The organism is Alicyclobacillus sp. SO9 (assembly GCF_016406125.1).
Classification (GTDB): Bacteria; Bacillota; Bacilli; order Alicyclobacillales; family Alicyclobacillaceae; genus SO9.
On the sequence record NZ_CP066339.1, the window covers coordinates 3,777,368 to 3,799,379 of the forward strand.

The window sequence follows — 22,012 nt, forward strand, 5'->3', positions numbered from 1 at the left end:
CTAGACGGCGTTATACAACACCCTTGACACCACAGGTGTCTCGTACAAATCTGATACATCGTTGTGCAAGATGCCTTGTAAAGCTACGACAAACCCCTCCGCATCGCCCTCGATGAAAGGGTTGGGCAACAGATATGCAGTGCCGTCAGTCAAATAGCACAATTCGCTGTCCCCTTCAAAATTCATACCTTCCTGTCTCGACCAAAGGATGAGAAATTCTCCATCAAGGCCGAACGCGGTTTGCGCCCATTTTGTTAAGTGATGACAAACTTGATTTACGTCGTTGCTGGTGTAGTGATTTTCCCACATCGAAGTTGTATACTCATGATTCCTCAAAAATTCCGCGAAAGACAACAGAACAGACGGCATTTCAACACTCCTCTTCACCTGTGCTTGAATAAAAACGTTTTAACCATCGATCCGGTTATTTCATGCACAAACGCTTTCATCTCCGTTTGTCATAATAATAGCACCACTTCCGGTTGAAGAGAAAGAAAACGGCGTCTAAAGGACGCCGTATCTTAATAAATCCACTCCTATTTCTACTACACTTTTCAAGCAACTTACGTTTCAATTAGCCCGCTGTCAACTCACTGTCAACCCACTGTGTTAGTGTTGTTGACCGTACTCGTAACCGGGTTGTTTGTAGTTGAATTGGTGGAGTTCAGTCCTGTCGAATTGGACGGAGACGACGCATCTGCCTGCGCAGCTGCGCTTTCCAGGTTGGCCGCCAGTTTTTCAAGTGCTTGGGCAGCCGTAGTCATAGCCTTAGTCTTAGCTACTTCTCTCGCCTGAGCGGCCTGAATTGCACTAATGGCCTGCGCCAAATCTCCCTTTTTCTCATTGTCCGAAGACTCTGCAGCACTCTTATCCGCCTCATTTTGATTTTGCAGAGCTGTCTGTAAGGTACTTAGCACTTGCTTCGCACTGGTGATAGAAGTGGTAACCTCACTTGAGGCACCAGCTGCAATCGCGTCCTGCATACCGTGAATGTAGTCATGAAGTGCATTCACCAAGCTCTGATGTGCAGCATGTGCTTGCTGGATAGCTGTGTGGTAGTTATTCAAAGCTGTATGTAGCTGCTGCAAAGCTTGTTGATGTGCCTGTTTCTGGCTCGTATCAGAACTTGAGCTCGTGCTCTTTGAAGGGGCTGTGGACTTGCTGCTCCCTGCATTAGAATGGTCGGAAGAACTGTTCTGATTACTTGGACTCTGATTTCCGGCGGCAGCTGACTTTTTATTGTCACTGCTCTTTTGTTTCTCCTGCTCGGAGCTGTGACTTTGCTTCTGCTGAGTCGGATTTTGAACAGTCTGTCCAGACGTACTTTGCTTCTTCTGGCTATCTCCGCCATTGTCTTCGCTGCTATTTGAATCCTTGTGCTGCCCGCTGTCCTCGAAATCCTTTTTCCTGGCTCCGCTTTGAGCCGGTGCATTGCCGAATTGTCCAGTGGAATTTTCAATGGAGTTCGATACCACTTGGTTGGACAGTTTAAACTGCCCGCCGTCTCCGCCGTCGTGACCGTCCGCCAAAGCAATAGAATTTCCCACCAACGGAGCGGCCATGGACAATGTCAGGATTGTACCTGCGATTAATGCTGCTACTCTCTTCATACATGAGCCTCCTTAAAAACGACGTTTGTTTCCCCCGGACAATATTATTGAATAATTTCTATGCGCCATTGCACTCCAACTGGTCTTAATGAAGTTCGTCGACAATCTTGACCATCTGATTCACGGTGGCCTGCGCTTTTGTTTTCTGAGTCGCACTGATATTTGGGCTTGATCCTTTTGAGGTCACGCTGGTTTGTGACTGAACACTCCCCTGCGAACCCGTGGATGACCCGCTGCTGCTCGATCCGCTAGTTGTACTAGACGTTGTCTGAATTTTCGAAGCGGATTTCGATGATGTCGAGGCAGAAGCTTTGGTTGTACCGGTCAGATTGCCCGACGCACCAGCCGCCGCGTTTCCTGAAATCAGCGCTTTGGATTGGGTGGCACACCCCGTTAGGGCGCCAATCACTAGGAAGCTTACAAACGCTGCACCGACTATGGATCTTTGCATCACTGTCCCCCCCATCTAAGAAATTGCGTTCGGAAACTGCAAATCCTGTCAGAAAAGTCGCACAGGAGCAGCCGCCGAACCGATGAACCTCAGTGATTGAGGCTCAACGTCTTTAATACTCATAGATTCGGCAGGATTTAAGAGTTTATGGGGGTATGAGAGATAAAATCAGGAGCTGTGTCGGTTTAAGCGTCGTTCTTTGCGTTTTCGACGCCAGGCTTAATGGCCGCCAACAGCAGCGTTATGGACGCCAAAACCAGAACTCCTGTAAACGACATGTGGAAGGCACGATTCATTTCAAGCGGGCTCGCACTGTGCTCAGTCACATGCTGGCTGAGCAAGAACAACTCGTATAAGAGCCCGCCCGCAGTAACACCAAAACTCATACCCAAAGTACGTGCCATATTGAGGACGCCGCCTGCGACCCCAAGCATGTTCCTTGTTACACTTCCCATGACGCTTGCATTGTTTGGTGGCGTATAAAGCCCCAGTCCAAGTCCTGTGAACAAAAGACCTGCTACGAGCCACCACTGGTTGTGCCCGGGAGATATTTGGGTCAAGGACAGCAGACCTACCATGGCTGATGCCATACCGGCCAGAGTGGGCAAACGGGATCCCACCTTGTCTGAAATCATACCAGCGAACGGAGTCGAAACAGCCATGCCCGCTGGAATGATAGTGAGGTATAGGCCACTGGTAAACGCAGACAGCAGGGCGACCCGCTCGAGAAAGAAGGGGACCAGAAAAATAACCGCGTACATGACGGCAAAGGACAGAACCCCTCCGGTGTTTCCAACTGAAAAAGTCCGGTTGCGGAAGATGGACAGGTTAATAAGAGGATGACGGGTCCTGTGTTCCACAAAGATAAACAGCAGAAAGCAGACTACACTAACAGCAAGACTCGCATACATTTTGCCGCCCATTCCCTGTTTCACTCCGGTATTCAGCAGATACATCAGGGATACAAGGGTTGGTGCCAACAGCAACGTTCCCCACATGTCGAACTTCTCTCGGGCTTGTCCCACTTTGTCTTTTGGCAGCCACCTGAAGCCGAGAATGGTGCCGATGATTCCCACAGGTACATTTACGAAGAAAATCCACTTCCAGCCGAACGCTGCCAACAAAGCGCCGCCGATGGCAGGGCCTAGGCTGAGCCCAATGCCCTGAGCACTGGCCTGAAAGCCAATCGCCTTTCCCCTGTCTGATGCGGGCGTATAGGCCGTAATGATAGAAACACTGTTGGCTTGCAACATGCCAGCTCCAATGGCCTGTAATACCCGTGCCCCGAGCAGAAAGGGCAAATTCCCGGAAAATCCACATAACGCTGATGAAACAGCAAAAACAATAAAACCGGTACTGTACATCCAACTTCTACCGAACATATCTGCCATTCTTCCCAGCGGCACTATGACGGCCGCCAGTGTCAGTAAGTACGCAAGACTTACCCAAGATACCAAACTCATAGAGACGTGAAACTGTCGTTGCAGCGTCGGCAGTGCAATATTGACAATACTTGCATCCAGAGCAGCCATAAAGGCACCGATACACACTGTTCCCACAACAAGCCAATGCCGCTGCGACTGGCCAACTCTGCCTTCCTTATGATAATGCGGCAGGGTTGTATTCGTGGATGTCATGATTCGTATTTCTCTCCTCTCCAGCCTCAGCAAGAGTCCTTCATATTAGATTAAATATATCGCGCCGGCTAAGCGGCCCGAACGGTGCCTGTTGCCCGCATTTGTAGTCGTAGTCTCTATCTCACCCAACACAGACAAGGTGTGGCCAGGTGTGAATTGAGCCGCTGACGCACTTCGATAAGGAACCGTGTCAACGTCATAACTCAATAAGAAAGTATAGGCCATATTACCTGTATCACAGCCGCTGGTTTGAGTCAATCTGTAAAATGGTTTACGGGACCTGTGTGCTTTGCACGAAAACAGCGTCACATTCGAAGGTGAAATCGCTTTGCTGTCGTCATATAGGATTTAATGTATTCGTCTTCGAAACTGGTTGTCTTAGACTACGGACCGTAGTCCATCTGTACCGGCCGCATGTACACTGCAAAAAGTCAAAAATGGTGCATTCTAATCTTCTGGTATTTCATAAGAGGTTTTAAGATAGTAACCAAAGAACAGAAGAAATCTGACGTGTTGTTAGTGGTTTTTTACTGAAATAATGACTTTGGAAATCTAAAAGCCGGTGATTGAGATGAGACTGAGAATCTCCAGAACAGGGGAAAAAATTCGCCGTACAGATGCCTTATTTGTTGATGCGATACAAACGCGGTCCAGTCTTCTGACTGCCTTGATTGTTGTAACCCTTTGCATATGGGGTTCGTCGACGGGACACGTATGGTTTGTTGCAGGTATTATGGTCGTTGGAGCGCTAAGCTATTTCTTTGGCATTGTCATCGCGTTACTAGGGGGCCTAGCTTTCACCTGCATCGAATTATTTGCTGCTGCAATACCCCATATGCAGGCGTCTGTCATTTTCATGGAAATAACCGGATATATAATGATTACATGGCTGGGATACCGTCACAAAGAGCAAAAAGAACTACAGCAGGAACATATACAGCAACAGCAGTTTGTAAGCCATTCCGATCAAGTCATTCCATGGAGCGTAACCAACGAAGTGAGAACATCGTTAGCCGCGGTGCGATTCCTGCTGTTTCCGTTAGACACGGATGAACAGAAAGACGCAACCCTGGAAAAAGCAACAGCAGAGCTGTCCCGCTTGGAGCATCTGTTTAATGAAATGGAGCAAGATAAATTGAAAGAGGCAAATCAGGAGACCACGATTCACTAGGGAGCAGGTCTGTTTGGTGAAAAGTTCGCCGGGGCGATGCCGAAGCATGCATCAAAGGGTGTATCAAGAGTAGAGGTGTATCAAGAACAGATTCGAATATGGGGTTTCAGGAATTAACAGTGGTCGTCAAATAATTTTACCGCACCAAAAGAGTGGGCAATTCTCAGCCGCAAAGAATATCGGCTGAGAATTGCCCTTACTTTGACTCGTCGTCATCATCTTGCTCAATAACATACCCTTCTCGAACTGCGTAGGCCGCGGCCTGCACACGATTTCCGAGATGCAGCTTCTCTAATATATTCCGAACGTGATTGCGGACTGTGTTTTCACTGATATAAAGAGCACTGGCGATGTCTCTATTCGTCGAGCCTACGCTCAAATGGCGCAATACCTCAACTTCACGCTCCGTCAATTCGTCCACCTGCTGTCGAACGGGCTTGGAAGCAGGTTTAGAAAATTCACTGATAATCTGCATGGCAAGGTTCCCTGGAATGACCGGTTCCCCCGCACTGACACGTTTAACGCTGTCAATCACAACCGTCGGACTGGCGTTCTTCAGAACATAGCCAGATGCACCCGACTTGACGGCTTCAAACAGCATTTCTTCAGCATCAGACACAGTCAGAATCAAAATCTTCACGTACGGGTGTTCCCGCTTAATCTGCCTTGTCGCTTCGAGTCCGTCACAAACGGGCATGTTAATATCCATGAGGACCACATCAGGCAGCAACTCGCGGCATTTCTCAATGGCGATCTCGCCATTTTCAGCCTCCGCCACAATATCAATTTCACTCGATTTCTGGAGAATCGAGCAGACTCCTTGACGAAACAATTCGTGATCGTCGACGACTAAAACACGGATCTTGGACTGAACATCCTCGGTACCCGGCATATTTTGCGCTCCTAACCTTAAGTGTCGTTCTTTATTCACTATCATACCCTGTTTCGCTTATTTCCTCCATATGTGAATGTAATGAGAGCATATAGTTGTATATAACTAAGCAAAATAGTCCATTATAACTACTTTGCAGTCATCCTTGTGGCATGCGCATGTTGCCAAGACTTATGGTACCTTGTCAGTAAGGCTTCGTATGTCCTTACGACATCGTTTGCACAGAGTCCGGATACACTATCTACGGGCCCAGTCCATGTAGAAGAGAGGGAGTCATATGCGGCCTGCAGCAGATAAGTCCATACCAAAACCCCAAGGTCAGACGCAGGCGCTGCCTCAGACCTTGTTTAAGGCTGTTTTTAATCATGCAGCTGATGGAATGGTTATCTTAGATCAGTGGCGGCAAGTGCTATACATGAACCCTGCAGCTAGAAGTTTGTTGGGGACCGAATTTTCTGAGCGCAGTTTTTGCGGTGACCTGTTCAAATGCCATGACAATGAGAATGGCACTTTTGACGATGAACGGTGCTTTGGTCAATGTGTCTTATCCAGCAAAATTCCAGTCGAAGATATTGAGATGAACATTACGGACAGCAAGGGTAACGATATTCCGGTGGCTGTCACCTATTCCTATATACCGTTTGAGAACGAAAACCCGTATCTGCTGATGTCAATTAGAGACATTTCCGAAAGAAAACGCCTTGAGGAAGCCCAGAGGCACAATAATGAACTGCAATACACTTTGCAGGAACGAGAACGCCTGGCACGAGATTTGCATGACGGAGTGGTCCAAGATATTGCCTATGCCAACATGCAGACGAAGTCCCTCCTCGACGAACTCGAGAATGGACATACTGTATCGCAGCCGGAATTAAGCGCTATCAGCAATATCATGGAGAGGAGTTTTACAGACCTCAGACAAGCCATCTACGATCTTACGTTCCGCATCTCTGATGACTTCTCAGCATATGTAAAACGCTATGTGCTTGATTACGGTGTACGCTACAAAATTCTTTCTCATGTAACCAAAACCCACGATATTCCCAGGGTCGATCCGTTTGTCGCCACCCAAGCCGTCAAAATCATGCAGGAAGCATTGGCGAATGTACGCAAGCATGCTGAAGCTACGGAAGTCGATGTGAGTCTGCAATACCTTAAGAACAAGAAGGCAATTCTATTGGAGGTGTCTGACAACGGAAAAGGATTTGAAACGCAGGATACCGGTGGGTGCGAACACTATGGCATGACTTCCATGAGAGAACGGGCCAATCTGATTGAAGGCAGGGTAACCGTTGATTCTGCAATCGGGCAGGGAACGAAAGTGATGATTACAATTCCTGTTGTCTCTTCCTGACACCAAGAACTGATTCGATTCATTTTCACAGCACGTGCTGACTGAACGAAAACCTTTGAGACAAGATAAACACAGGGCTGGTCAAAAACCTGCGCGAAGAACCCGATGAAAGAGATACAACAAATGCAATAGATACAATAGATACCGAAGGAGGACTGTCAGTTGCAGTTGTCCTTTTTACTTTGCGGAAGTACCGGAACGGGTATAAGTTAAGCCTAAGCCATAAAGGGATTAAATAGACCGAACCAGACGATTGAAAAGACCATTGTCATAATCAGCAGACTCATCATAATTGTACCTGTGCCTAACCTGGATTCACTCTGCGTTTCCTCTGACGCTTGCTGCTGAACTTTCACCGCTGTATTACTGTGCATGTGTTTCGCCTCCCAATTAAACTTCTTATACGCAGAATACATGTAGCGGCAGTGATTCCGACAGGCCAAAAACGACAGACTTGAGTCACTCATTTAGACTATCAACTTAGACTAGTTCATTTCGTCTGTTTTAACTATTTGGACACAAATTGAACTACCTGTTCATTAAGCAGTTCAGTCCAACGAGCTTATGTCATCGATTCTGAATGCTGTGCGACCTTTTGAGGTTTAGAGAGTACCCATTGCAGCAAAAAGATGAGTGCCCCGAGTGCTGCCAGAATGCCCCCTAACGCCAGCTGTGCAAATGCACCTTGACCGCCGTGCATGAGCCTGATAAAGGCGACAGGCATCAGTATCGCTCCTACGACCGCCATGACAGCCTGTGAAGCCGCTATAACGCGCGGTGGCCCAGTCTTCCCAAGCAACAATGGAAAGACCCTATAACCGATACTGTAAACAAGGGTAGTAATCCAGCCCAAAAACAGCAGATGCAGGGCCGCCAGTGACAACGGAGAGATTCCAATCAACAAGAGCGTACCTAGGACAAAAGCGAAAAACCATGAAATCATCCACAGTAGTACATGCAGTGTGTGAAACTTGTTTTGCTTATCAAACACACTTTTGCCAGCCCGCATAGTCGCTAGAAACCCTGCCGCCTGCAGGCCAATTCCCAATCCGACAACGCGGCCGCCGATGGTTTCAAGCGGGGTCCAGAAGCTTGCTGAGAGAAAGAGAAGAACGCCGATGCCCCATGCAACCTGAGCTGTCTGAGCATACCACCCTGCAATCGACCGCACTCCAAATAAACGAGGGTACAAATGCATAGCAACAGACAGTACCGTTCCGGCAATCCAACCATAGTAAACTAATAACTGTGGAGTTCTCCCCGTCTCAAAGGGCCATGTTATGGGCTGCATACAGGAAGCAACAACCATCCAAATTGCAGCGACTATAAAAATCATCAGACTGACGTCTGTACCCCTCTGCGCCACTTTGTCGGTGGCCTTTAACTCGCTCACGACTCCGAACAGCGATAGAATACGCTTTTCGTTGCTCCATGATGATGCGACGTCCAAACGAGGTCTTGGGTCCTGATTTAGAGATTGGGATGCGTTTTGCCCCTGCTCCGTTGCTTCCATTTCAAGCTGCGCTTGCTCAGCATGCTTTGGAAACGACGCTACCTGTCTGCTTCTCTTTCTGCTGATAACCATCGACAAGATATTTGCCATAAACAAAAGCGGCGTAAGTGCTTGAACGAACAGTCCGACTCTATCCAAAAGAGGACTGTGCAGGAGTAATGCAAGGAGAATCAGCACAATGCTTCCTTCTGCCGCAGTAACGTGAACCGCTCCCTGCCAGCGCCTTGGTAACTTGAGACCAAGAGACAGAAAGAGCACAATATAAGTCATGCCATAGATTAGCATTGTCAGCCAGCCAAACGGATTTAGTTCAGCATGATAGGCGGACAGAACGGGCCACAAGCTTGTGAAGCTTGCCATGATTCCACCTAACGTCGCGCCAACAATAAAGTTGATGAACGCTGTAAAAATAAAGACTTTGGGAAGCTTTAAAGCTTGTTGAATCGGCACAGTATCCAACCCCTCGGTTCAGATGTTCAAGATGAATTCTTTGTCTCCCAGTTTATCGAATCGCATTCCACAACCATGTGACCCACCTCACTCACTCTGTCTCTGTTCATGAGTACACTGATGAAGGAGGGGATGAAGATGGCGAATCAAAACGCGGCCAAAAAACGCTTATCACCAACCGTGATCTATATCTTAACCGGTCTAATCGCGGCACTACCAGGGCTGCTCCTGTCCACATTCGCACTCCACTCGTGGCGCGACGGAACAACTTTGACACCTGATTCATTAATGGCCATCCATCTTACCATTCTCGGGTTCATGTTAACCGTTGCCTTTGGGGTTCTGTATCAGATTGTCCCCATTGCATTTCAGGCTTCGCCTCTGCCGAGACACGTCTATCAATGGCACTTGCCTGCACACCTGTTTGCTGTAGCGGGAATGGTCGTCGGATTCGGCTTGACGCGGTATCTCTGGGTGGGCATTTTCGGAAGCGTGCTCGTTGCGTTTGCTTGTGCTTACTTGTGGTTTGTTCTCAGGAGTTACCGACACGCGAGAAATAAAACTCATGTACACCGACAACTCGCGTGGCCGTTCCTGTCTTTTATCGGCGTTACAACCCTCGGGCTGTACCAGGCTTTTGTCGCTTCTCAAGTCACACAACCGGTGTTATTGTCTCATGTGGTCTTGGGCGGCATTGGGATGTGGGGTGGATTGGTTATTGCTGTGTCTTATAAGCTCGTTCCGATGTTCTCCTTGAGTCACGGTTACCATGCCAGGCTCCCGTATGTTACAGGATTTTACTATAGCGCAGTTGTATGCTATCTTCTGGCGCAGATTACGGGAAACCATCTGCTCCTTGTGCTCGGCATATTGGCTACCGGCGTTGCAGTCGTCGGCTTTTCGTCCGACATCGTAAGAATTCTCAGAGCAAGAAAGCGAAAGCGAATCGTGTTGCCCCTAAAAGAAGCGCTGCTGGCCCTCGCTATTAGCCTTGGCGCACTGTGTCTTGTTTTGATAGGATGGAGTATTGGACGCACCCATACAGCTCTTGTCGGAGCTTACCTATTTACATTCGCCGGCCTCATTCCAATGATGATGGCCTACATCCAGAAAATGATACCGTTTCTGTGGTTTGAATACCGATTTAGCAAGAGTAAAGACAGAAAAACGGCGCCGCTTATTGATGAAATGATATCAAAACCCGTAGCCACAACGGGCTTTATCGGTTACTATATAGGAGTTATTTCAGGTCTTGTTTACCTACTGTTGCCAACCGAAGAACCGGCCCGTTTCGGCACCGTGTGGCAGGTACTGTTTGGTCTCTTTTGCATCTTTGGTGTATTAGGGATGTTTGCAGCGTTGGCGAAAGTGGTTACAATCGGAGGGAAGAGGCCGGCAGACAGCTAGCGGCAGGCTGTTTTAAAAAGCCCTTTGTGTGTTATTCTCGCCGAACCTAGCAGGTATTCCCGTCCAGGAGGTCATATGGTGTTTGCAGTAGGCGTCATACTATCTTATCTTATTGGCTCTTTGTCTTTCAGTACGATTATCGGTCGAATCGTGGCACACATTGATATTCGCCAACACGGCAGCGGCAACGCTGGCGCGACGAATACACTTCGAGTCTTGGGTGTCAAGTGGGCAATTCTTGTATTAGTTTTGGACATTGCAAAGGGCGTTGTGGTCGTACTAGCAGCATCACGATGGTTCCCCAACACGTCACCGCTGTTTTTATATTCCTGCGGTATCGCCGTCATTGTTGGGCACAACTGGCCTGTGTTTTTTCGTTTTAAAGGCGGTAAAGGCGTTGCCACAACTATTGGTGTCCTCGCTGTATCGATGTTTCATCCCGCTATCATTGCTGGTGCGTTCGCCCTCGCACTCATTTCCGTGACACGCTATGTGTCACTTGGATCGCTTAGCTTTACGACACTCACATCTGTCTTGGCCGCAATTATGTACCCCTCTGTTATACCCAGTATCTTCGGCGCCATTGTGGCTGCATTCTCGATTTTGCGACATCGACAAAATATTGTGCGACTCTGGAATGGCACAGAACGCCGCATTTTTGAAAAGAAAGAAGCGAACCTCAGCAGCAAGGAAGAAGAACACTAATCTCGCGACGGCTAAAGAGGCTTTCATACGTCCGGGCCGAGGTGATTTACAAGTGCTCTCCCACATTGCCTGGTTGCAGCGCTTTCCGCCAAATCTCCTTAGCTGATGTAGTCACCGCAACAGCTCCGTGACTGAGCGCCGTTCGGGCATCCGCCATGCTGCGTATAAATCCGCCGGCCAAGATTGGATACTCTATCTGGCTGTGCACTTCCTCCAAAATGCCGGGCATCATTCCCGGCAGGACTTCAATATAGTCAGGAGACGAACTCTTCATGATGCGAAAGCTGGTCTCAAGCGAATGTGAATCTATCAGGAAGATCCGCTGGATGCTAATGAGACCGTGTTTTTTTACCGTTGCAATGACATTTGAATGTGTTGAAATCAGTCCGGCGGGCTTAATCACCTGACACAGAAACTGCGCGGCGGCATCATCATGACGAAGCCCTTGAATCATGTCCGCATGCAGTAACAGCTTCTTTCCGTTGTCGCGCGCAATCCGTCTTAAATAAATCAATTGTGCGACGTGGATATCCAGATACACTACATATTCGTAGGGTGTCTTCATGAGCAACTCAAAATCCTTCATGGACCGTGCTGCCGGTATAATCTTTTGTCCGTTAAAATCCATCCTGTCAACTCCCATGCATCCAACACCAGGTGAATTCAAGACCTCTACTTTGCCATTATACATCGTTGTAATGCCAACAAAAAAAGCCGCAGCGTGAGGTACCACGTTTGCGGCCGTTGTTAGACTAGGCTTACGCCGATGTGGAGTTTTGCGTCTGCTCCACTGTGTCTAAAATCAAAATCAGGTCTGACCCCCGTGACCAAACACCTCGGACACGCGGATCTGAACCTTCCCAAGCATCAATCTCATTGTCAGCAATCTCTATGACATCCTGTGCCGAATCTACTATGTAGGCGCCTGAATGGGTGACTAAGACGCGCGTCTCGCTTGTCCTCGCGGCTTCTGGTACACGAAGGATAGAATGCAGACTAAGCACAGTAATTAAGCTTCCCCTTAGGTTGGTAACACCCACAACATGTTCTGGGGCTTGCGGCACCGGCCGAATTGTCGGCACCTCTTCAATGGACTGTACTTCATCAACGGGCAGCGCATATCGCTCTGTTCCCATCATAAAGACTACGTATTTCATACCATCTCTCCTTCTGAACCCTTAACGTCTCTGCTGTTTACTATACCCTCTCAGTGTGAAACCGCAATACTGCCTTTCTAAGATTTTCTGCAAGTGTATTCAGTGATTCGGCACTCGCCGCAACTTCCTGCATTGTACCGACTTGCTGCCGACCAAACGCGGCAATCTTTTCAAGGGTTTGTGCTGTTTGCCTTGAGATTCTGTTCATTGACTGCAAAGCCTCTGACGATGTCTTTGCTGAGGATTCAACCAACTTCATGGCCTTGGTTCCATTCTCAGCAGACGAAGCCCTGTGACCCGCTTCTTCTGCGAACTGAACAAACATACCTTTGGATAGAGAGACGGCATCCGTAGATTGTTTCGTCTGTTGCTGCGCTTCATTCATCATGGTACCCGCCTGTATCACACGGCCGTGAATACTCTCTACCAATTGCACGATAAACTTAGCTGCCGTCTTCGACTCGTCCGCCAGCTTCCGCACTTCCTGCGCTACGACCTCGAATCCTCGCCCTTCCTCACCTGCGCGTGCTGCTTCAATGGAAGCATTTAAAGCTAACAGATTGGTCTGTGCAGCAATACGCTGTATCAGCGACATAGTTTCAACAATTCGTTCCACTTCCTGTTCCAACTCTGCCATGACGGTGCCCACATTCTGAATGGTAATTTGAAAACCCCGCATTTGCTGTTCTGCGGAATCAGCCTGGGCTTTGCCTTCATTCGCGTGAAGCAATGACTGCTCTGATTCTTCATACAAAGTCTCAGAAAATGCACAAACGTCCACAATCTGCTTCATTGCCTCTTCCATCTTTCGCAGTGCTTCATCGGACTGCTCTTTCTGGGAGAGTGCTGTATCTGCTACTTCCTGAGTCTGATTGGCGGCCTCTTCAGCGGTGGCCGCTGTTTCTTCAGCACTGGAAGTCAGTTGCTGGCTTGCCGATGAAATTGAATCCGCAGCTCCTTGCATTTTGTAGATAGCGTCCCGAACCCTTTCTGTCATAGTTTCCAGGTTCTTAGCCAATTGACCAAGGTCATCCGTTGCTGTGACGTCTAGCTGCACATGGCTGAAATCTCCTTCAGCCATGCTATTCACCCGGCGGGATAGGACAGATATTGGCTTCATGAGCCATTGAACATATTTTAAGGAGACAATCGTGCCAATCACAACAGATGCAATAACGATTGCCGCAAATACAGACACTGCTTTTAAATCCTTTAACGCAAGAGCTAGAAACAGCATAACTCCGTTAATACATGCAACAACCACAGCCATTCCAGCCCATAAAATACTGATTTTCGTACTGATAGTCCATCGATTAAACACTCTAATGAGCCCCATAAAATCTTCGAACCTCCTTGACCTCAACACTGTTCTTCTGTGATCTGCCTTGGCGCAGCGCCTATAGTCATTCCATTCATAAGCTGGATTTCCCTACCTTTCCATACCATAAAATGAAACGATTTTATGTCCAATTCTCCTTCAGTCGACATTATAAATTGACCTCCAGAAACAGTAAGTTGAGTGGAACAAAGACCACTCGCTGTGATACGATGTGACAGAATAGTTGTGCAGTGACAAGGAGGAACTCGCATGGAGCGGATCGTAAAAGACCAAGTACAATCCGAACTGGATAAATACGCAAATCAGGATCTCTATATTCACCTGGAAACTACAAACGGAGCTTATGCTACGCATAATTCTGAGAGCAAGATGAACGTGGGAGCTTATATTCGCAACGGCAAAATCCGTTACGAACGAGGTGTGATAACTGGAAACGGCCCCCACCGCGTCGGACTGAAAATGGAAAACGGCTGGGTGTATGCGGAAGGCTTAACCGACTGGGAACTCGACAGTGAAGGAAGGCTGCTGCTGGCGGGACACGACGAATTAGGCCGCCTGGCCGTCGCACTTGAAGTCAGCCCGCAACCATTCAGGATGTGACAGGAGGAAACAATGTGGAACGGCACGTACTGGTAGTATTACCTCATCCTGACGACGAGTCCTTTGGCGCAGGAGGTACCATTGCTCTGCATCGTCAAGCAGGTACTCCCGTCACCTATTTGTGCGGAACGCTGGGTCAGATGGGCAGGAATATGGGAAAGCCGTTTTTTGCTACAAGAGAGCGGCTTCCAGACATTCGCAAAAGTGAACTTGAGGCAGCCTGCGCAGTTCTCGATATTCAAGATTTGCGGTTCATGGGACTCCGAGATAAAACCGTTGAATTTGAAGATCCCGAAATACTGGCCAACAGAATTCTAGCAGTCATAAACGAAGTCAATCCTACTTTAATCATCACTCAGTATCCGGGGTTTGCTGTGCACCCTGATCATAATGCGATGGGACATGCGACGGTCTTAGCTGTGGCAAAGCTGCCCAAAGAGTCACGTCCACCAGTACATTGCATGGCAATGGCGAGAAATCGCTTTGACGCGTTGGGACGGCCTGATGTTGTCGTCGACATCACTCAGACGTCTAAGACAAAGCTCAATGCGATTCGTGCACACCGCTCGCAAAGCGAAGGGTTGCTCCAACAATTTGAAAGCGGACAAGATATGGCAGCAAAGAGGAGAGTTGAGCAATTCCTGCAACAAGAAATGTTTTGGCTGTATCCTTTTGAAGACTAGGCAGTAGAACAACATTTGAAGTGTTACAATGTTACAACCTCAGAACAGCATTAGGTGCCCGTACACATACCACCCCGCCGTCCCGCCGTCGTCTCTTAGTCCTTCTATACCAGAGAAGATAGTCTCTCTGAGACTATCTTCTCCTCATCCTTCTCGGCAGACTAGTAATAGAGCGATATACACTACCGTCAAAGGAAGGTGTGACGCACCTATGAATATCCAGATGGATGCCAAGTCACTACAATGGTTTCACGACGAACTCCCAGTGAAAAAAGGAGACGGTGTCAGGTTTTTTGTACGATATGGCGGAGAGTCTACCGTGCACCCTGCCTTTTCCTTGGGGGTAACTGTCGAGTCACCTACAAACGTCGCTACCAGTGTAACCAAGCATAATATCCTGTTTTTCGTCCGCGAAGAAGATGCCTGGTACTTTAATGGAAATGATTTAAGTGTAGTTTACAATCCAGATGAGGAAGAAATTCAGTTTCAAGTAGAATCGCTTCATTAGATCAGACAGCGGAGCGTTCAGGCTGCCAGTCTGAGTACGTTTATTCACCATTGCGTGTGTTCATCATCCCGTTGTTCCCTATTACGCTACCCGTGAAGAGTTAACAAACGGCTGCCCCAACCTGGCTGCTAAAGACAGCCAAGGGACAGCCGTTTTACGGTCAACATAACTTTACTTTTTACGATACGATGGAGTTAAATCCCATAATCCAAACCGACATGAATGCTATGGCGAAGGTAAAAAACAAGCCCAACACGAGGCCCATTGCGTGATAGGCTGGCCCGTCACTCTCCGTAACGTGCATGAAGAAGAATAACTGAACGACAATCTGAAACGCTGCCAATATCACAAGAACAACAATCAATGGTTGGAAACTCATTGAATGTGTTAATGCTAAGGAGAACGAAATACCCGTCAGCACCAAGGAAAGCAGATAGCCAACAATGTACTTTCCTGACTTATGTTTGTGCCTTGGTGTTACTGTCTGCTGCTGGACAGATGTTCCGGTTTGTGCAGACATCTACATCACCACCCCTGACAAATAGACGATGGTAAAAATGAAGACCCAGACAACATCCAGAAAGTGCCAATAGAGGTTCACAATGAACACCTTTCGAGAGGTTGCAGGCGTCAAGCCGCGTCGAGCCACGTTAATCATTGTTAGAAGCATCCATACAATGCCAATGGAGACGTGCGTTCCATGTGTTCCTACGAGGGTAAAAAACGCAGACAGAAAGGCGCTGCGTTGCATGGTTGCTCCGGCCAGTACGTCCGTTGCAAATTCATGGGCTTCAAAGCCGATAAAAGACAAGCCCAGTAAAATAGTCACAATCATCCAGCTGATAACTGCCCTCTTGTTTCCATTGCGCATAGATAGGGTTGCAAGCCCGCCTGTAAAACTGCTCGTTAACAAAATGAACGTCTCTGAGGTAAAGCCGGGAACGTCGAACAGTTGATGAGCTGTAGGACCGCCGTCTGTATGAGTTCGAAGCACCAGATAGGTGGCGAACAGACACCCAAACAGCAGCATGTCCGTTGCAAGAAAAATCCAGAATCCCAGGATTTTAACGGAGTCGTTGGGAGTTTGGTACTCCAACGGCAGCTCAGACATAGCAGCGCCTTGCTTGAGATGAGTTTCTGAGACTGCCATAGCTTATAACCTCCCCGTGGCTGCTTCTGTCTCCAGAATTTCATCGACAGGGACAGCGTATTCGTCATGAACTTCCAAAGCACGGTGAATCATGATGGCCGCAACAATCGCGAGTGCAGCAAACCCAAGTATCAACCAGTGAAAAACGAATCCGAAACCGGCGAAAAAGAACGCGACTCCCATTAAGAAGGGTCGAGCACTGTTCTTTGGCATTTCAATCGACTTCAAGGTTTCTGCTTTCGGTCGGAGTTCATGGGTTCTGTTGTTTTCCTTTAACTCCCACCAATAATCCCGTTCTGTCACCGTTGGAATGACAGCGAAGTTGTAGTGAGGTGCCGGTGAAGGCAAAGACCATTCCAGCGTTCTTCCATTCCAAGGATCTCCAGTCAAGTCCCGTTCACCGTATTTGATACTGTAAATGACTTCAATGACAATGAACAAAAAGCCGAGACCCATTAGATAAGCACCGATTGTAGAAATGAAGTTGAGAGTACCCCAACCCATGCCTGCCGGGTAGGTGTACATACGTCGTTGCATACCCATGAATCCCAGGGCATATTGCGGCATGAAACAGACATAAAACCCAATATTAAACAGCACCATAGCCCACATACCAAGTTTTTTATCGAGTTTGAATCCAAACATTTTTGGCCACCAATAGTACATGCCAGCTAAGAGTCCGTAGACTGTTCCACCAATCAGGGTTTGGTGGAAGTGAGCAATGAGAAAGTAACTGTTGTGGTATTGATAGTCTGCGGGTGCAACGGCTAACATGACTCCTGTTGCACCGCCCATCAGAAAGTTGAGAACAAAAGATGCTGTCCACCACATGGGCAGTGACATGGTCACTCGGCCTCGGTACATGGTAAACAACCAGTTGAATACCTTCACTCCAGTTGGAATCGCCACCATCATCGATGCAACCGCAAAGAACGTATTAACATTCGCACCAGCTCCCATCGTGAAGAAATGGTGAGCCCAAACGAAGTAGCTGATAACGCTGATGAGCAGAAGTGACGCAACCATGGAACTGTACCCAAAAATCCTTTTCTTCGAAAATGTTGCCACGACCTCTGAAAATATCCCGAAAGCAGGCAAAATGACGATGTAGACTTCAGGGTGTCCCCAAATCCAAAACAGGTTGACAAACATCATCGGGTCCCCGCCGTGAAGCATTGTAAAGAAGTGGGTTCCAAAGACTCGGTCTAAGAGCAGTAACGCCAAAGCAATTGCAAGTGCCGGAAAGGCTGCAATAATAACGATGCTTGCTGCCACTACGCTCCAGGTGAATAGAGGCATTTTCATTAACTTCATGCCAGGAGCACGCATCTTAAATATCGTCGCAAGGAAATTAATCCCCGTTCCGATACTCCCAATTCCCGTAATCTGAACAGCGAGCAAGTAAAAGTTTTCCCCGGGTCCCTTGTCAAATCCCAACTCCGTCAACGGAGGATAACTCACCCATCCTGCGTCTGGTGAGCCGCCGAAGACAAAAGACAAGTTGAATAATAAGGCGGCAAAGAAGAACAACCAAAAGCTGATTGCGTTTAAATACGGGAATGCAACATCACGTGCACCAATTTGCAGTGGTACAACAATGTTGAACATGGCGAAGATAAAGGGCATTGCCATGAAAAGAATCATGATGGTTCCGTGTGTGGTAAAAATCTGATCGTAGTGCTCTGCAGTCAGCAGATGATTATTCGGCACAGCAAGCTGTGTTCTCATAAGGAGCGCGTCCACGCCCCCTCGAAACATCATCAGTAAAGCGGCAATCAGATACATAATGCCAATCTTTTTGTGGTCGACAGTCGTCAGCCATTCATCCCACAACCATTTCCATTTTTTGAAGTGCGTCAGCACACCTATGATTCCGACGGATGTAAGCAAAATGAGCACATCTGATGTCCAAATCATGGGGCCTTCATTCCACATGAGATATGTGTTGGCAAAGTGCCAAAACCATTGCGGCACCAAAATCACTCCTTTCAATACTCCTTAATGATTGAGTCCAGCAGCCTTCATCATATGATTCATGTATTTTCCGCCCTCTTTCGAAACCACGTCCTTGTATAGGTTGGGCGGAAAGCCTGAATAGGACTTCGTTCCCACAACACTAGGGTCTGTAAGTTGTTTGTATGCCGATTGCGTCAGTCTTGGCGACGTAGCCTTGATTTTCTTCACCCATTGATTGAACTGTGTCTGGGACTTAGCAACAACGTGAAAATACATGTGTGCAAAACCTTTGCCGGTAAAGTTAGCCCCGTGGCCGTAATAGGTCCCGGCCTTATCGGCTTGCAACCACAGTCCCATCGACATTCCAGGCATGGTGTACTCTTGTCCTCCCAGTTGAGGTACCCAAAACGAGTTCATGGGTCCGTTGGCCGTAAGTTGAAATCGTACAGGGACACCAGTCGGGATATCAGCGTAATTAACAGTGGCGACTTGCTGTCCCGGATACTGGAACAGCCATTTCCAATCCAGTGAAGTCACTTGAATGGTTATTGGCTTCACACTCTTTTCCGGGGGATGAACCAACGCGAATGTAGTTTTCGCAGTGAAACCGCCCAAAACTGCAACGATAACAATCGGAATTCCCCACCAAATCAGTTCCATAGTGCGGTTCTCTGACCACTTTGGCTGATATGGAGCCTTATTCCCCGGCTTGTCGCGGTAGCGAATGAGAACATAGACCATGAAGAGAAAGACCGGAGTAATGATTGCCAAGACGAGGATGGCCGACAATTCAATAAGATGAAGTTCTTCCCTGCCGACAGGACCGGCAGGATGCAACACTACAAACCTGGACCCGCAGCCAGTCAGCAATACTGCTGTCGCTGCTGAGAGGGCTAGCAGAAACGATTTCGAATGGCGGCGTCGACGTTGATTCGGCGTCTGCAAGGCAATATCTCCTTTCTATTGCTGTCCGTTGGTGAGTACATAGGCAGCATCAAACTGTAGTAACAGAATACGACGCGGCAAAATATTGATTTTGTGATCTGCGTCACACTTCCAGCGCATAAAATTCCGGCGTTCACACTTTGTTCTATTTTTCGTGACAACAACAAAAACGGATTCTCCTACAGCGACAAGGTCCCTGTAGGAGAATCCGTTCCATTTACAGTCAGGAAACTCCAATTTAGTTTTTACTACTTGACACAATTACGCTTCAGCGAGCCACGCAACAAATAAGCCTTCGTCCTTCCATCGTATCCGTACTTCTCCATGTTGTGTGCGGCTAGCCCACCTAGACCATCACTTCCCATAGGTTCCCGCGTTGAACCGGAGTCCCATGAGCTGGACAGACCCAGTCGAACGAAAGCTTTCCTACGGTACGAATCGACTGCTTCAACTCACCCTTATTCCAGTTCAGAAAACCGGGAGTCGCTTTCAGTTTCCCTTTGCTTGAAGTAACGAGATCGCCCGCAAAAAGCGTGTCTTGATACAGAACAGAAACATGTCCCGGGGTATGACCCGGTGTAGGTATGACTTCCAGATTACCAATCTTTTGACCGGGTCCATAGACAGCATCAACTGTCGGTGACTCGGCCTTGACGAGGGTTGCGATAACCCGCTTTAATCCGTGCCGCTTCTCCGTACCGTGGATATACGGCAAGTCCTGTTCCGGCGCCCACAACGTGGCTTTGCTTTGTTCCTGCAAGAACTTTGCATTGCCAATGTGATCGACGTCGTGATGCGTCAGTAAGATATGTGCAATATCGTCTGGACGCAGTCCGAGTTCCTGCAGTTCTGCAACAATTCTGTCAGCCCGGCCAGGCATACCCGTATCAATCAGTACCGGCTCGTCACCCATCACCAAATAGACGTAGCTGCCTTTTGAGGCTTCGAGTAAGTAGACATTTGTATGAATTCTCATCCACGCACCTCCGCTCGACCTGTTCGAAATCATTATATCGTTTTTTAGCACTGCTGTTGTTTAAGATCCCGGTCTCCCACACATACTAACTGCGCACCATACACTCAAGTGCACGCCCCCATCTATCCTTAAATGAAAAGGAGGCAGGCCAATGCAGCGCAACCCTAATAAAGGTCTGGGCTCACTTTACTGGTCTATCATCATTACGGTTCTGGTTCTCTTTGTTTTGGCAGGAGTCCTGTGGTGGTATGATGCCAAGCTGATTCCAGGGCACTAGACGAAAGAAAACGGCAGCAGATGGACAAGCACTCAGCACGAAGTCCATAACATTTCTCCATAGGTAAGTTCTACATAATTCACCGTAAGCGGGGAACAGTATTGCTATGAATAGACAAAGACCAAGACGCGACACAAAGGCGAGAAAAAGACTCGTAAATGCTAGAACTGCGACCATTGTTATTGCAGCGGTATTTTTGTTCGTTCTCCTATTGGAATTCCAAGAGTTTGTGCACCTGAGCTCACGCCTGTTTTACTTCATTCGCTAGAGATTCGTCATGAAAACCATTGGCTTATCTCTTGTACACAGCGGGAAAGGAGTGGCAACAACTTTGAAACGTCTATGGAGCAGGTTGAGCGTGTTATTGCTGTTTACTATGCCCTTGCTGCTAACAGGGTGCGGAGAGAGATACTTTGTTCTGAATTCTGCCGGACCCGTAGCAAGAGTCGAGAGGAATCTAATTTATACATCCATCGCTTTAACTTTGATTGTCGTCATCCCGGTCATTGTTTTGATGTTTTACATTATCCATCGTTTTCGAGACAAACCAGGAAATGACGCGCCTTACGAACCACAGTGGTCGGAGAATAAAACCCTGGAAATTGTCTGGTGGGGAATCCCGATTGTCATTATTGGCATTCTCGGTACCCTAACTGTGCGAGACACATTTCGACTGGTGCGCCCGCCTGCGAACGTGACGGGAAAGCCTCTGACCGTACAGGTAACCTCCTTAAACTGGAAGTGGTTGTTTCAGTACCCCGAGCAAAATATTGCGACAGTAAATTACTGCGCAATTCCCACCAATCGCCCTGTCCGGTTTATCTTGACGAGCAATGCGCCCATGAATTCCTTTTGGGTTCCGCAACTCGGCGGTCAGGAATATACCATGCCGGGTATGGCGATGAGGCTGTGGTTGCAAGCGGATCATCCAGGCAAGTATTTTGGCAGCGGCGCAAATTTCTCGGGCCGCGGTTACGCACACATGAAGTTCAATGTGGTTGCAAAACCCGAAGGCGGATTCCAACAGTGGGTGAATCAAGTGAAATCCAGCGCACCAGCATTAACAGTCTCCGGCTATCACGACTTGACAAAAGACAGTGTTATGAAAGAAACTGCGTATTCCTCGTTTCCTCCGGGAAGTTTTGAACGGATTGTACGTCAAGAAGGCGGCATGTATATGAAACACAAATTGACCGAAGCAACCGACTAGATATGGAAAAGAGGTGTATCG

At 48.0% G+C, this 22,012-nt stretch carries 24 protein-coding genes; 9 read left to right on the plus strand and 15 right to left on the minus strand.

Annotated elements, in window-relative coordinates; all coding sequences use genetic code 11:
- From GI364_RS17775 to GI364_RS17790, 4 genes are all read right to left on the minus strand, one after another.
- The gene (locus GI364_RS17775) at positions 1 to 369 is read right to left on the minus strand and encodes a hypothetical protein (protein ID WP_198850560.1); all 369 of its coding nucleotides are present in this window, start codon (positions 367 to 369) and stop codon (positions 1 to 3) included.
- A 227-nt stretch (positions 370 to 596) separates the two neighbouring features.
- The gene (locus GI364_RS17780) at positions 597 to 1,610 is read right to left on the minus strand and encodes a hypothetical protein (RefSeq protein WP_198850561.1); all 1,014 of its coding nucleotides are present in this window, start codon (positions 1,608 to 1,610) and stop codon (positions 597 to 599) included.
- An 85-nt stretch (positions 1,611 to 1,695) separates the two neighbouring features.
- A complete protein-coding gene (locus GI364_RS17785) occupies positions 1,696 to 2,061 on the minus strand; it encodes a hypothetical protein (protein WP_198850562.1) in 366 nt (121 codons plus the stop codon).
- A 185-nt stretch (positions 2,062 to 2,246) separates the two neighbouring features.
- Positions 2,247 to 3,698 carry an MFS transporter gene (locus tag GI364_RS17790; protein ID WP_198850563.1) on the minus strand — a complete coding sequence of 484 codons (1,452 nt, stop codon included), beginning with the start codon at positions 3,696 to 3,698 and terminating at the stop codon, positions 2,247 to 2,249.
- 571 nt (positions 3,699 to 4,269) lie between these two features.
- Between GI364_RS17790 and GI364_RS17795 the strand changes: the two genes are divergently transcribed.
- Entirely contained in the window at positions 4,270 to 4,869 is a 600-nt protein-coding gene (locus GI364_RS17795) for a hypothetical protein (protein WP_198850564.1), read from the plus strand.
- 196 nt (positions 4,870 to 5,065) lie between these two features.
- Here the strand turns inward: GI364_RS17795 and GI364_RS17800 are convergent, their stop codons facing one another.
- Entirely contained in the window at positions 5,066 to 5,761 is a 696-nt protein-coding gene (locus GI364_RS17800) for a response regulator (protein ID WP_198850565.1), read from the minus strand.
- A gap of 277 nt (positions 5,762 to 6,038) precedes the next feature.
- Here GI364_RS17800 and GI364_RS17805 point away from each other — a divergent pair, with 277 nt between their 5' ends.
- The gene (locus GI364_RS17805; protein ID WP_198850566.1) at positions 6,039 to 7,115 is read left to right on the plus strand and encodes a sensor histidine kinase; all 1,077 of its coding nucleotides are present in this window, start codon (positions 6,039 to 6,041) and stop codon (positions 7,113 to 7,115) included.
- A gap of 215 nt (positions 7,116 to 7,330) precedes the next feature.
- On the opposite strand, the gene GI364_RS17810 is transcribed toward GI364_RS17805, so the two are convergent.
- Positions 7,331 to 7,489: a hypothetical protein gene (locus GI364_RS17810; RefSeq protein WP_198850567.1), complete on the minus strand. Its 159-nt coding sequence runs from the start codon at positions 7,487 to 7,489 to the stop codon at positions 7,331 to 7,333.
- Positions 7,490 to 7,677: 188 nt separating this feature from the next.
- The gene (locus GI364_RS17815; protein WP_198850568.1) at positions 7,678 to 9,078 is read right to left on the minus strand and encodes a hypothetical protein; all 1,401 of its coding nucleotides are present in this window, start codon (positions 9,076 to 9,078) and stop codon (positions 7,678 to 7,680) included.
- Between the two features lie 138 nt (positions 9,079 to 9,216).
- On the opposite strand from GI364_RS17815, the gene GI364_RS17820 reads away from it, so the two are divergent.
- Positions 9,217 to 10,485 carry a hypothetical protein gene (locus GI364_RS17820; protein WP_198850569.1) on the plus strand — a complete coding sequence of 423 codons (1,269 nt, stop codon included), beginning with the start codon at positions 9,217 to 9,219 and terminating at the stop codon, positions 10,483 to 10,485.
- 75 nt (positions 10,486 to 10,560) lie between these two features.
- A complete protein-coding gene (plsY, locus tag GI364_RS17825; RefSeq protein ID WP_198850570.1) occupies positions 10,561 to 11,190 on the plus strand; it encodes a glycerol-3-phosphate 1-O-acyltransferase PlsY in 630 nt (209 codons plus the stop codon).
- A gap of 46 nt (positions 11,191 to 11,236) precedes the next feature.
- On the opposite strand, the gene GI364_RS17830 is transcribed toward plsY, so the two are convergent.
- The 3 genes from GI364_RS17830 to GI364_RS17840 form a co-directional block, all read right to left on the minus strand.
- On the minus strand, positions 11,237 to 11,818 hold the full coding sequence (locus GI364_RS17830; protein ID WP_198850571.1) for a glycerol-3-phosphate responsive antiterminator: 582 nt from the start codon (positions 11,816 to 11,818) through the stop codon (positions 11,237 to 11,239).
- 130 nt (positions 11,819 to 11,948) lie between these two features.
- Positions 11,949 to 12,347: a chemotaxis protein CheW gene (locus GI364_RS17835; protein WP_198850572.1), complete on the minus strand. Its 399-nt coding sequence runs from the start codon at positions 12,345 to 12,347 to the stop codon at positions 11,949 to 11,951.
- 40 nt (positions 12,348 to 12,387) lie between these two features.
- Positions 12,388 to 13,683 (minus strand): methyl-accepting chemotaxis protein, encoded by a 1,296-nt coding sequence (locus GI364_RS17840; protein WP_198850573.1) that lies wholly within the window; start codon positions 13,681 to 13,683, stop codon positions 12,388 to 12,390.
- Between the two features lie 252 nt (positions 13,684 to 13,935).
- Between GI364_RS17840 and GI364_RS17845 the strand changes: the two genes are divergently transcribed.
- The 3 genes from GI364_RS17845 (at position 13,936) to GI364_RS17855 (ending at position 15,477) form a co-directional block, all read left to right on the plus strand.
- Positions 13,936 to 14,286, plus strand: coding sequence for a YojF family protein (locus GI364_RS17845; protein ID WP_198850574.1), 351 nt, complete (start codon positions 13,936 to 13,938; stop codon positions 14,284 to 14,286).
- Positions 14,287 to 14,300: 14 nt separating this feature from the next.
- Positions 14,301 to 14,969 carry a bacillithiol biosynthesis deacetylase BshB2 gene (gene bshB2, locus GI364_RS17850; protein WP_198850575.1) on the plus strand — a complete coding sequence of 223 codons (669 nt, stop codon included), beginning with the start codon at positions 14,301 to 14,303 and terminating at the stop codon, positions 14,967 to 14,969.
- A gap of 211 nt (positions 14,970 to 15,180) precedes the next feature.
- Entirely contained in the window at positions 15,181 to 15,477 is a 297-nt protein-coding gene (locus GI364_RS17855) for a HesB/YadR/YfhF family protein (RefSeq protein ID WP_198850576.1), read from the plus strand.
- 178 nt (positions 15,478 to 15,655) lie between these two features.
- On the opposite strand, the gene GI364_RS17860 is transcribed toward GI364_RS17855, so the two are convergent.
- From GI364_RS17860 to GI364_RS17880, 5 genes are all read right to left on the minus strand, one after another.
- On the minus strand, positions 15,656 to 15,997 hold the full coding sequence (locus tag GI364_RS17860; protein ID WP_198850577.1) for a cytochrome o ubiquinol oxidase subunit IV: 342 nt from the start codon (positions 15,995 to 15,997) through the stop codon (positions 15,656 to 15,658).
- Entirely contained in the window at positions 15,998 to 16,627 is a 630-nt protein-coding gene (locus GI364_RS17865; protein ID WP_233095854.1) for a cytochrome (ubi)quinol oxidase subunit III, read from the minus strand.
- Between the two features lie 3 nt (positions 16,628 to 16,630).
- The gene (locus tag GI364_RS17870; protein WP_198854099.1) at positions 16,631 to 18,562 is read right to left on the minus strand and encodes a cbb3-type cytochrome c oxidase subunit I; all 1,932 of its coding nucleotides are present in this window, start codon (positions 18,560 to 18,562) and stop codon (positions 16,631 to 16,633) included.
- Positions 18,563 to 18,625: 63 nt separating this feature from the next.
- Positions 18,626 to 19,528 (minus strand): cytochrome c oxidase subunit II, encoded by a 903-nt coding sequence (locus GI364_RS17875; RefSeq protein WP_233095855.1) that lies wholly within the window; start codon positions 19,526 to 19,528, stop codon positions 18,626 to 18,628.
- 346 nt (positions 19,529 to 19,874) lie between these two features.
- Positions 19,875 to 20,504, minus strand: coding sequence for an MBL fold metallo-hydrolase (locus GI364_RS17880; RefSeq protein WP_198850578.1), 630 nt, complete (start codon positions 20,502 to 20,504; stop codon positions 19,875 to 19,877).
- 151 nt (positions 20,505 to 20,655) lie between these two features.
- Here GI364_RS17880 and GI364_RS25155 point away from each other — a divergent pair, with 151 nt between their 5' ends.
- Complete coding sequence (locus GI364_RS25155; protein WP_255524477.1) at positions 20,656 to 20,781, plus strand: hypothetical protein; 126 nt, start codon at positions 20,656 to 20,658, stop codon at positions 20,779 to 20,781.
- A gap of 331 nt (positions 20,782 to 21,112) precedes the next feature.
- A complete protein-coding gene (locus GI364_RS17885) occupies positions 21,113 to 21,991 on the plus strand; it encodes a ubiquinol oxidase subunit II (protein WP_233095856.1) in 879 nt (292 codons plus the stop codon).
- The last annotated feature ends 21 nt before the right edge of the window (positions 21,992 to 22,012 follow it).

Excerpts from the sequence above, each read along its gene's own strand:
- GI364_RS17855 (WP_198850576.1), top strand. The coding sequence starts at position 15,181 with ATGAATATCCAGATGGATGCCAAGTCACTACAATGGTTTCACGACGAA.
- plsY (WP_198850570.1), top strand. The coding sequence starts at position 10,561 with ATGGTGTTTGCAGTAGGCGTCATACTATCTTATCTTATTGGCTCTTTG.
- GI364_RS17775 (WP_198850560.1), bottom strand. The coding sequence starts at position 369 with ATGCCGTCTGTTCTGTTGTCTTTCGCGGAATTTTTGAGGAATCATGAG.
- GI364_RS17880 (WP_198850578.1), bottom strand. The coding sequence starts at position 20,504 with ATGAGAATTCATACAAATGTCTACTTACTCGAAGCCTCAAAAGGCAGC.
- GI364_RS17830 (WP_198850571.1), bottom strand. The coding sequence starts at position 11,818 with ATGGATTTTAACGGACAAAAGATTATACCGGCAGCACGGTCCATGAAG.
- GI364_RS17870 (WP_198854099.1), bottom strand. The coding sequence starts at position 18,562 with ATGTGGAATGAAGGCCCCATGATTTGGACATCAGATGTGCTCATTTTG.
- GI364_RS17790 (WP_198850563.1), bottom strand. The coding sequence starts at position 3,698 with ATGACATCCACGAATACAACCCTGCCGCATTATCATAAGGAAGGCAGA.
- GI364_RS17800 (WP_198850565.1), bottom strand. The coding sequence starts at position 5,761 with ATGCCGGGTACCGAGGATGTTCAGTCCAAGATCCGTGTTTTAGTCGTC.
- GI364_RS17865 (WP_233095854.1), bottom strand. The coding sequence starts at position 16,627 with ATGGCAGTCTCAGAAACTCATCTCAAGCAAGGCGCTGCTATGTCTGAG.
- GI364_RS17780 (WP_198850561.1), bottom strand. The coding sequence starts at position 1,610 with ATGAAGAGAGTAGCAGCATTAATCGCAGGTACAATCCTGACATTGTCC.
- GI364_RS25155 (WP_255524477.1), top strand. The coding sequence starts at position 20,656 with ATGCAGCGCAACCCTAATAAAGGTCTGGGCTCACTTTACTGGTCTATC.
- GI364_RS17860 (WP_198850577.1), bottom strand. The coding sequence starts at position 15,997 with ATGTCTGCACAAACCGGAACATCTGTCCAGCAGCAGACAGTAACACCA.
- GI364_RS17795 (WP_198850564.1), top strand. The coding sequence starts at position 4,270 with ATGAGACTGAGAATCTCCAGAACAGGGGAAAAAATTCGCCGTACAGAT.
- GI364_RS17840 (WP_198850573.1), bottom strand. The coding sequence starts at position 13,683 with ATGGGGCTCATTAGAGTGTTTAATCGATGGACTATCAGTACGAAAATC.
- GI364_RS17785 (WP_198850562.1), bottom strand. The coding sequence starts at position 2,061 with ATGCAAAGATCCATAGTCGGTGCAGCGTTTGTAAGCTTCCTAGTGATT.
- GI364_RS17810 (WP_198850567.1), bottom strand. The coding sequence starts at position 7,489 with ATGCACAGTAATACAGCGGTGAAAGTTCAGCAGCAAGCGTCAGAGGAA.
- GI364_RS17820 (WP_198850569.1), top strand. The coding sequence starts at position 9,217 with ATGGCGAATCAAAACGCGGCCAAAAAACGCTTATCACCAACCGTGATC.
- GI364_RS17805 (WP_198850566.1), top strand. The coding sequence starts at position 6,039 with ATGCGGCCTGCAGCAGATAAGTCCATACCAAAACCCCAAGGTCAGACG.
- GI364_RS17835 (WP_198850572.1), bottom strand. The coding sequence starts at position 12,347 with ATGAAATACGTAGTCTTTATGATGGGAACAGAGCGATATGCGCTGCCC.
- GI364_RS17845 (WP_198850574.1), top strand. The coding sequence starts at position 13,936 with ATGGAGCGGATCGTAAAAGACCAAGTACAATCCGAACTGGATAAATAC.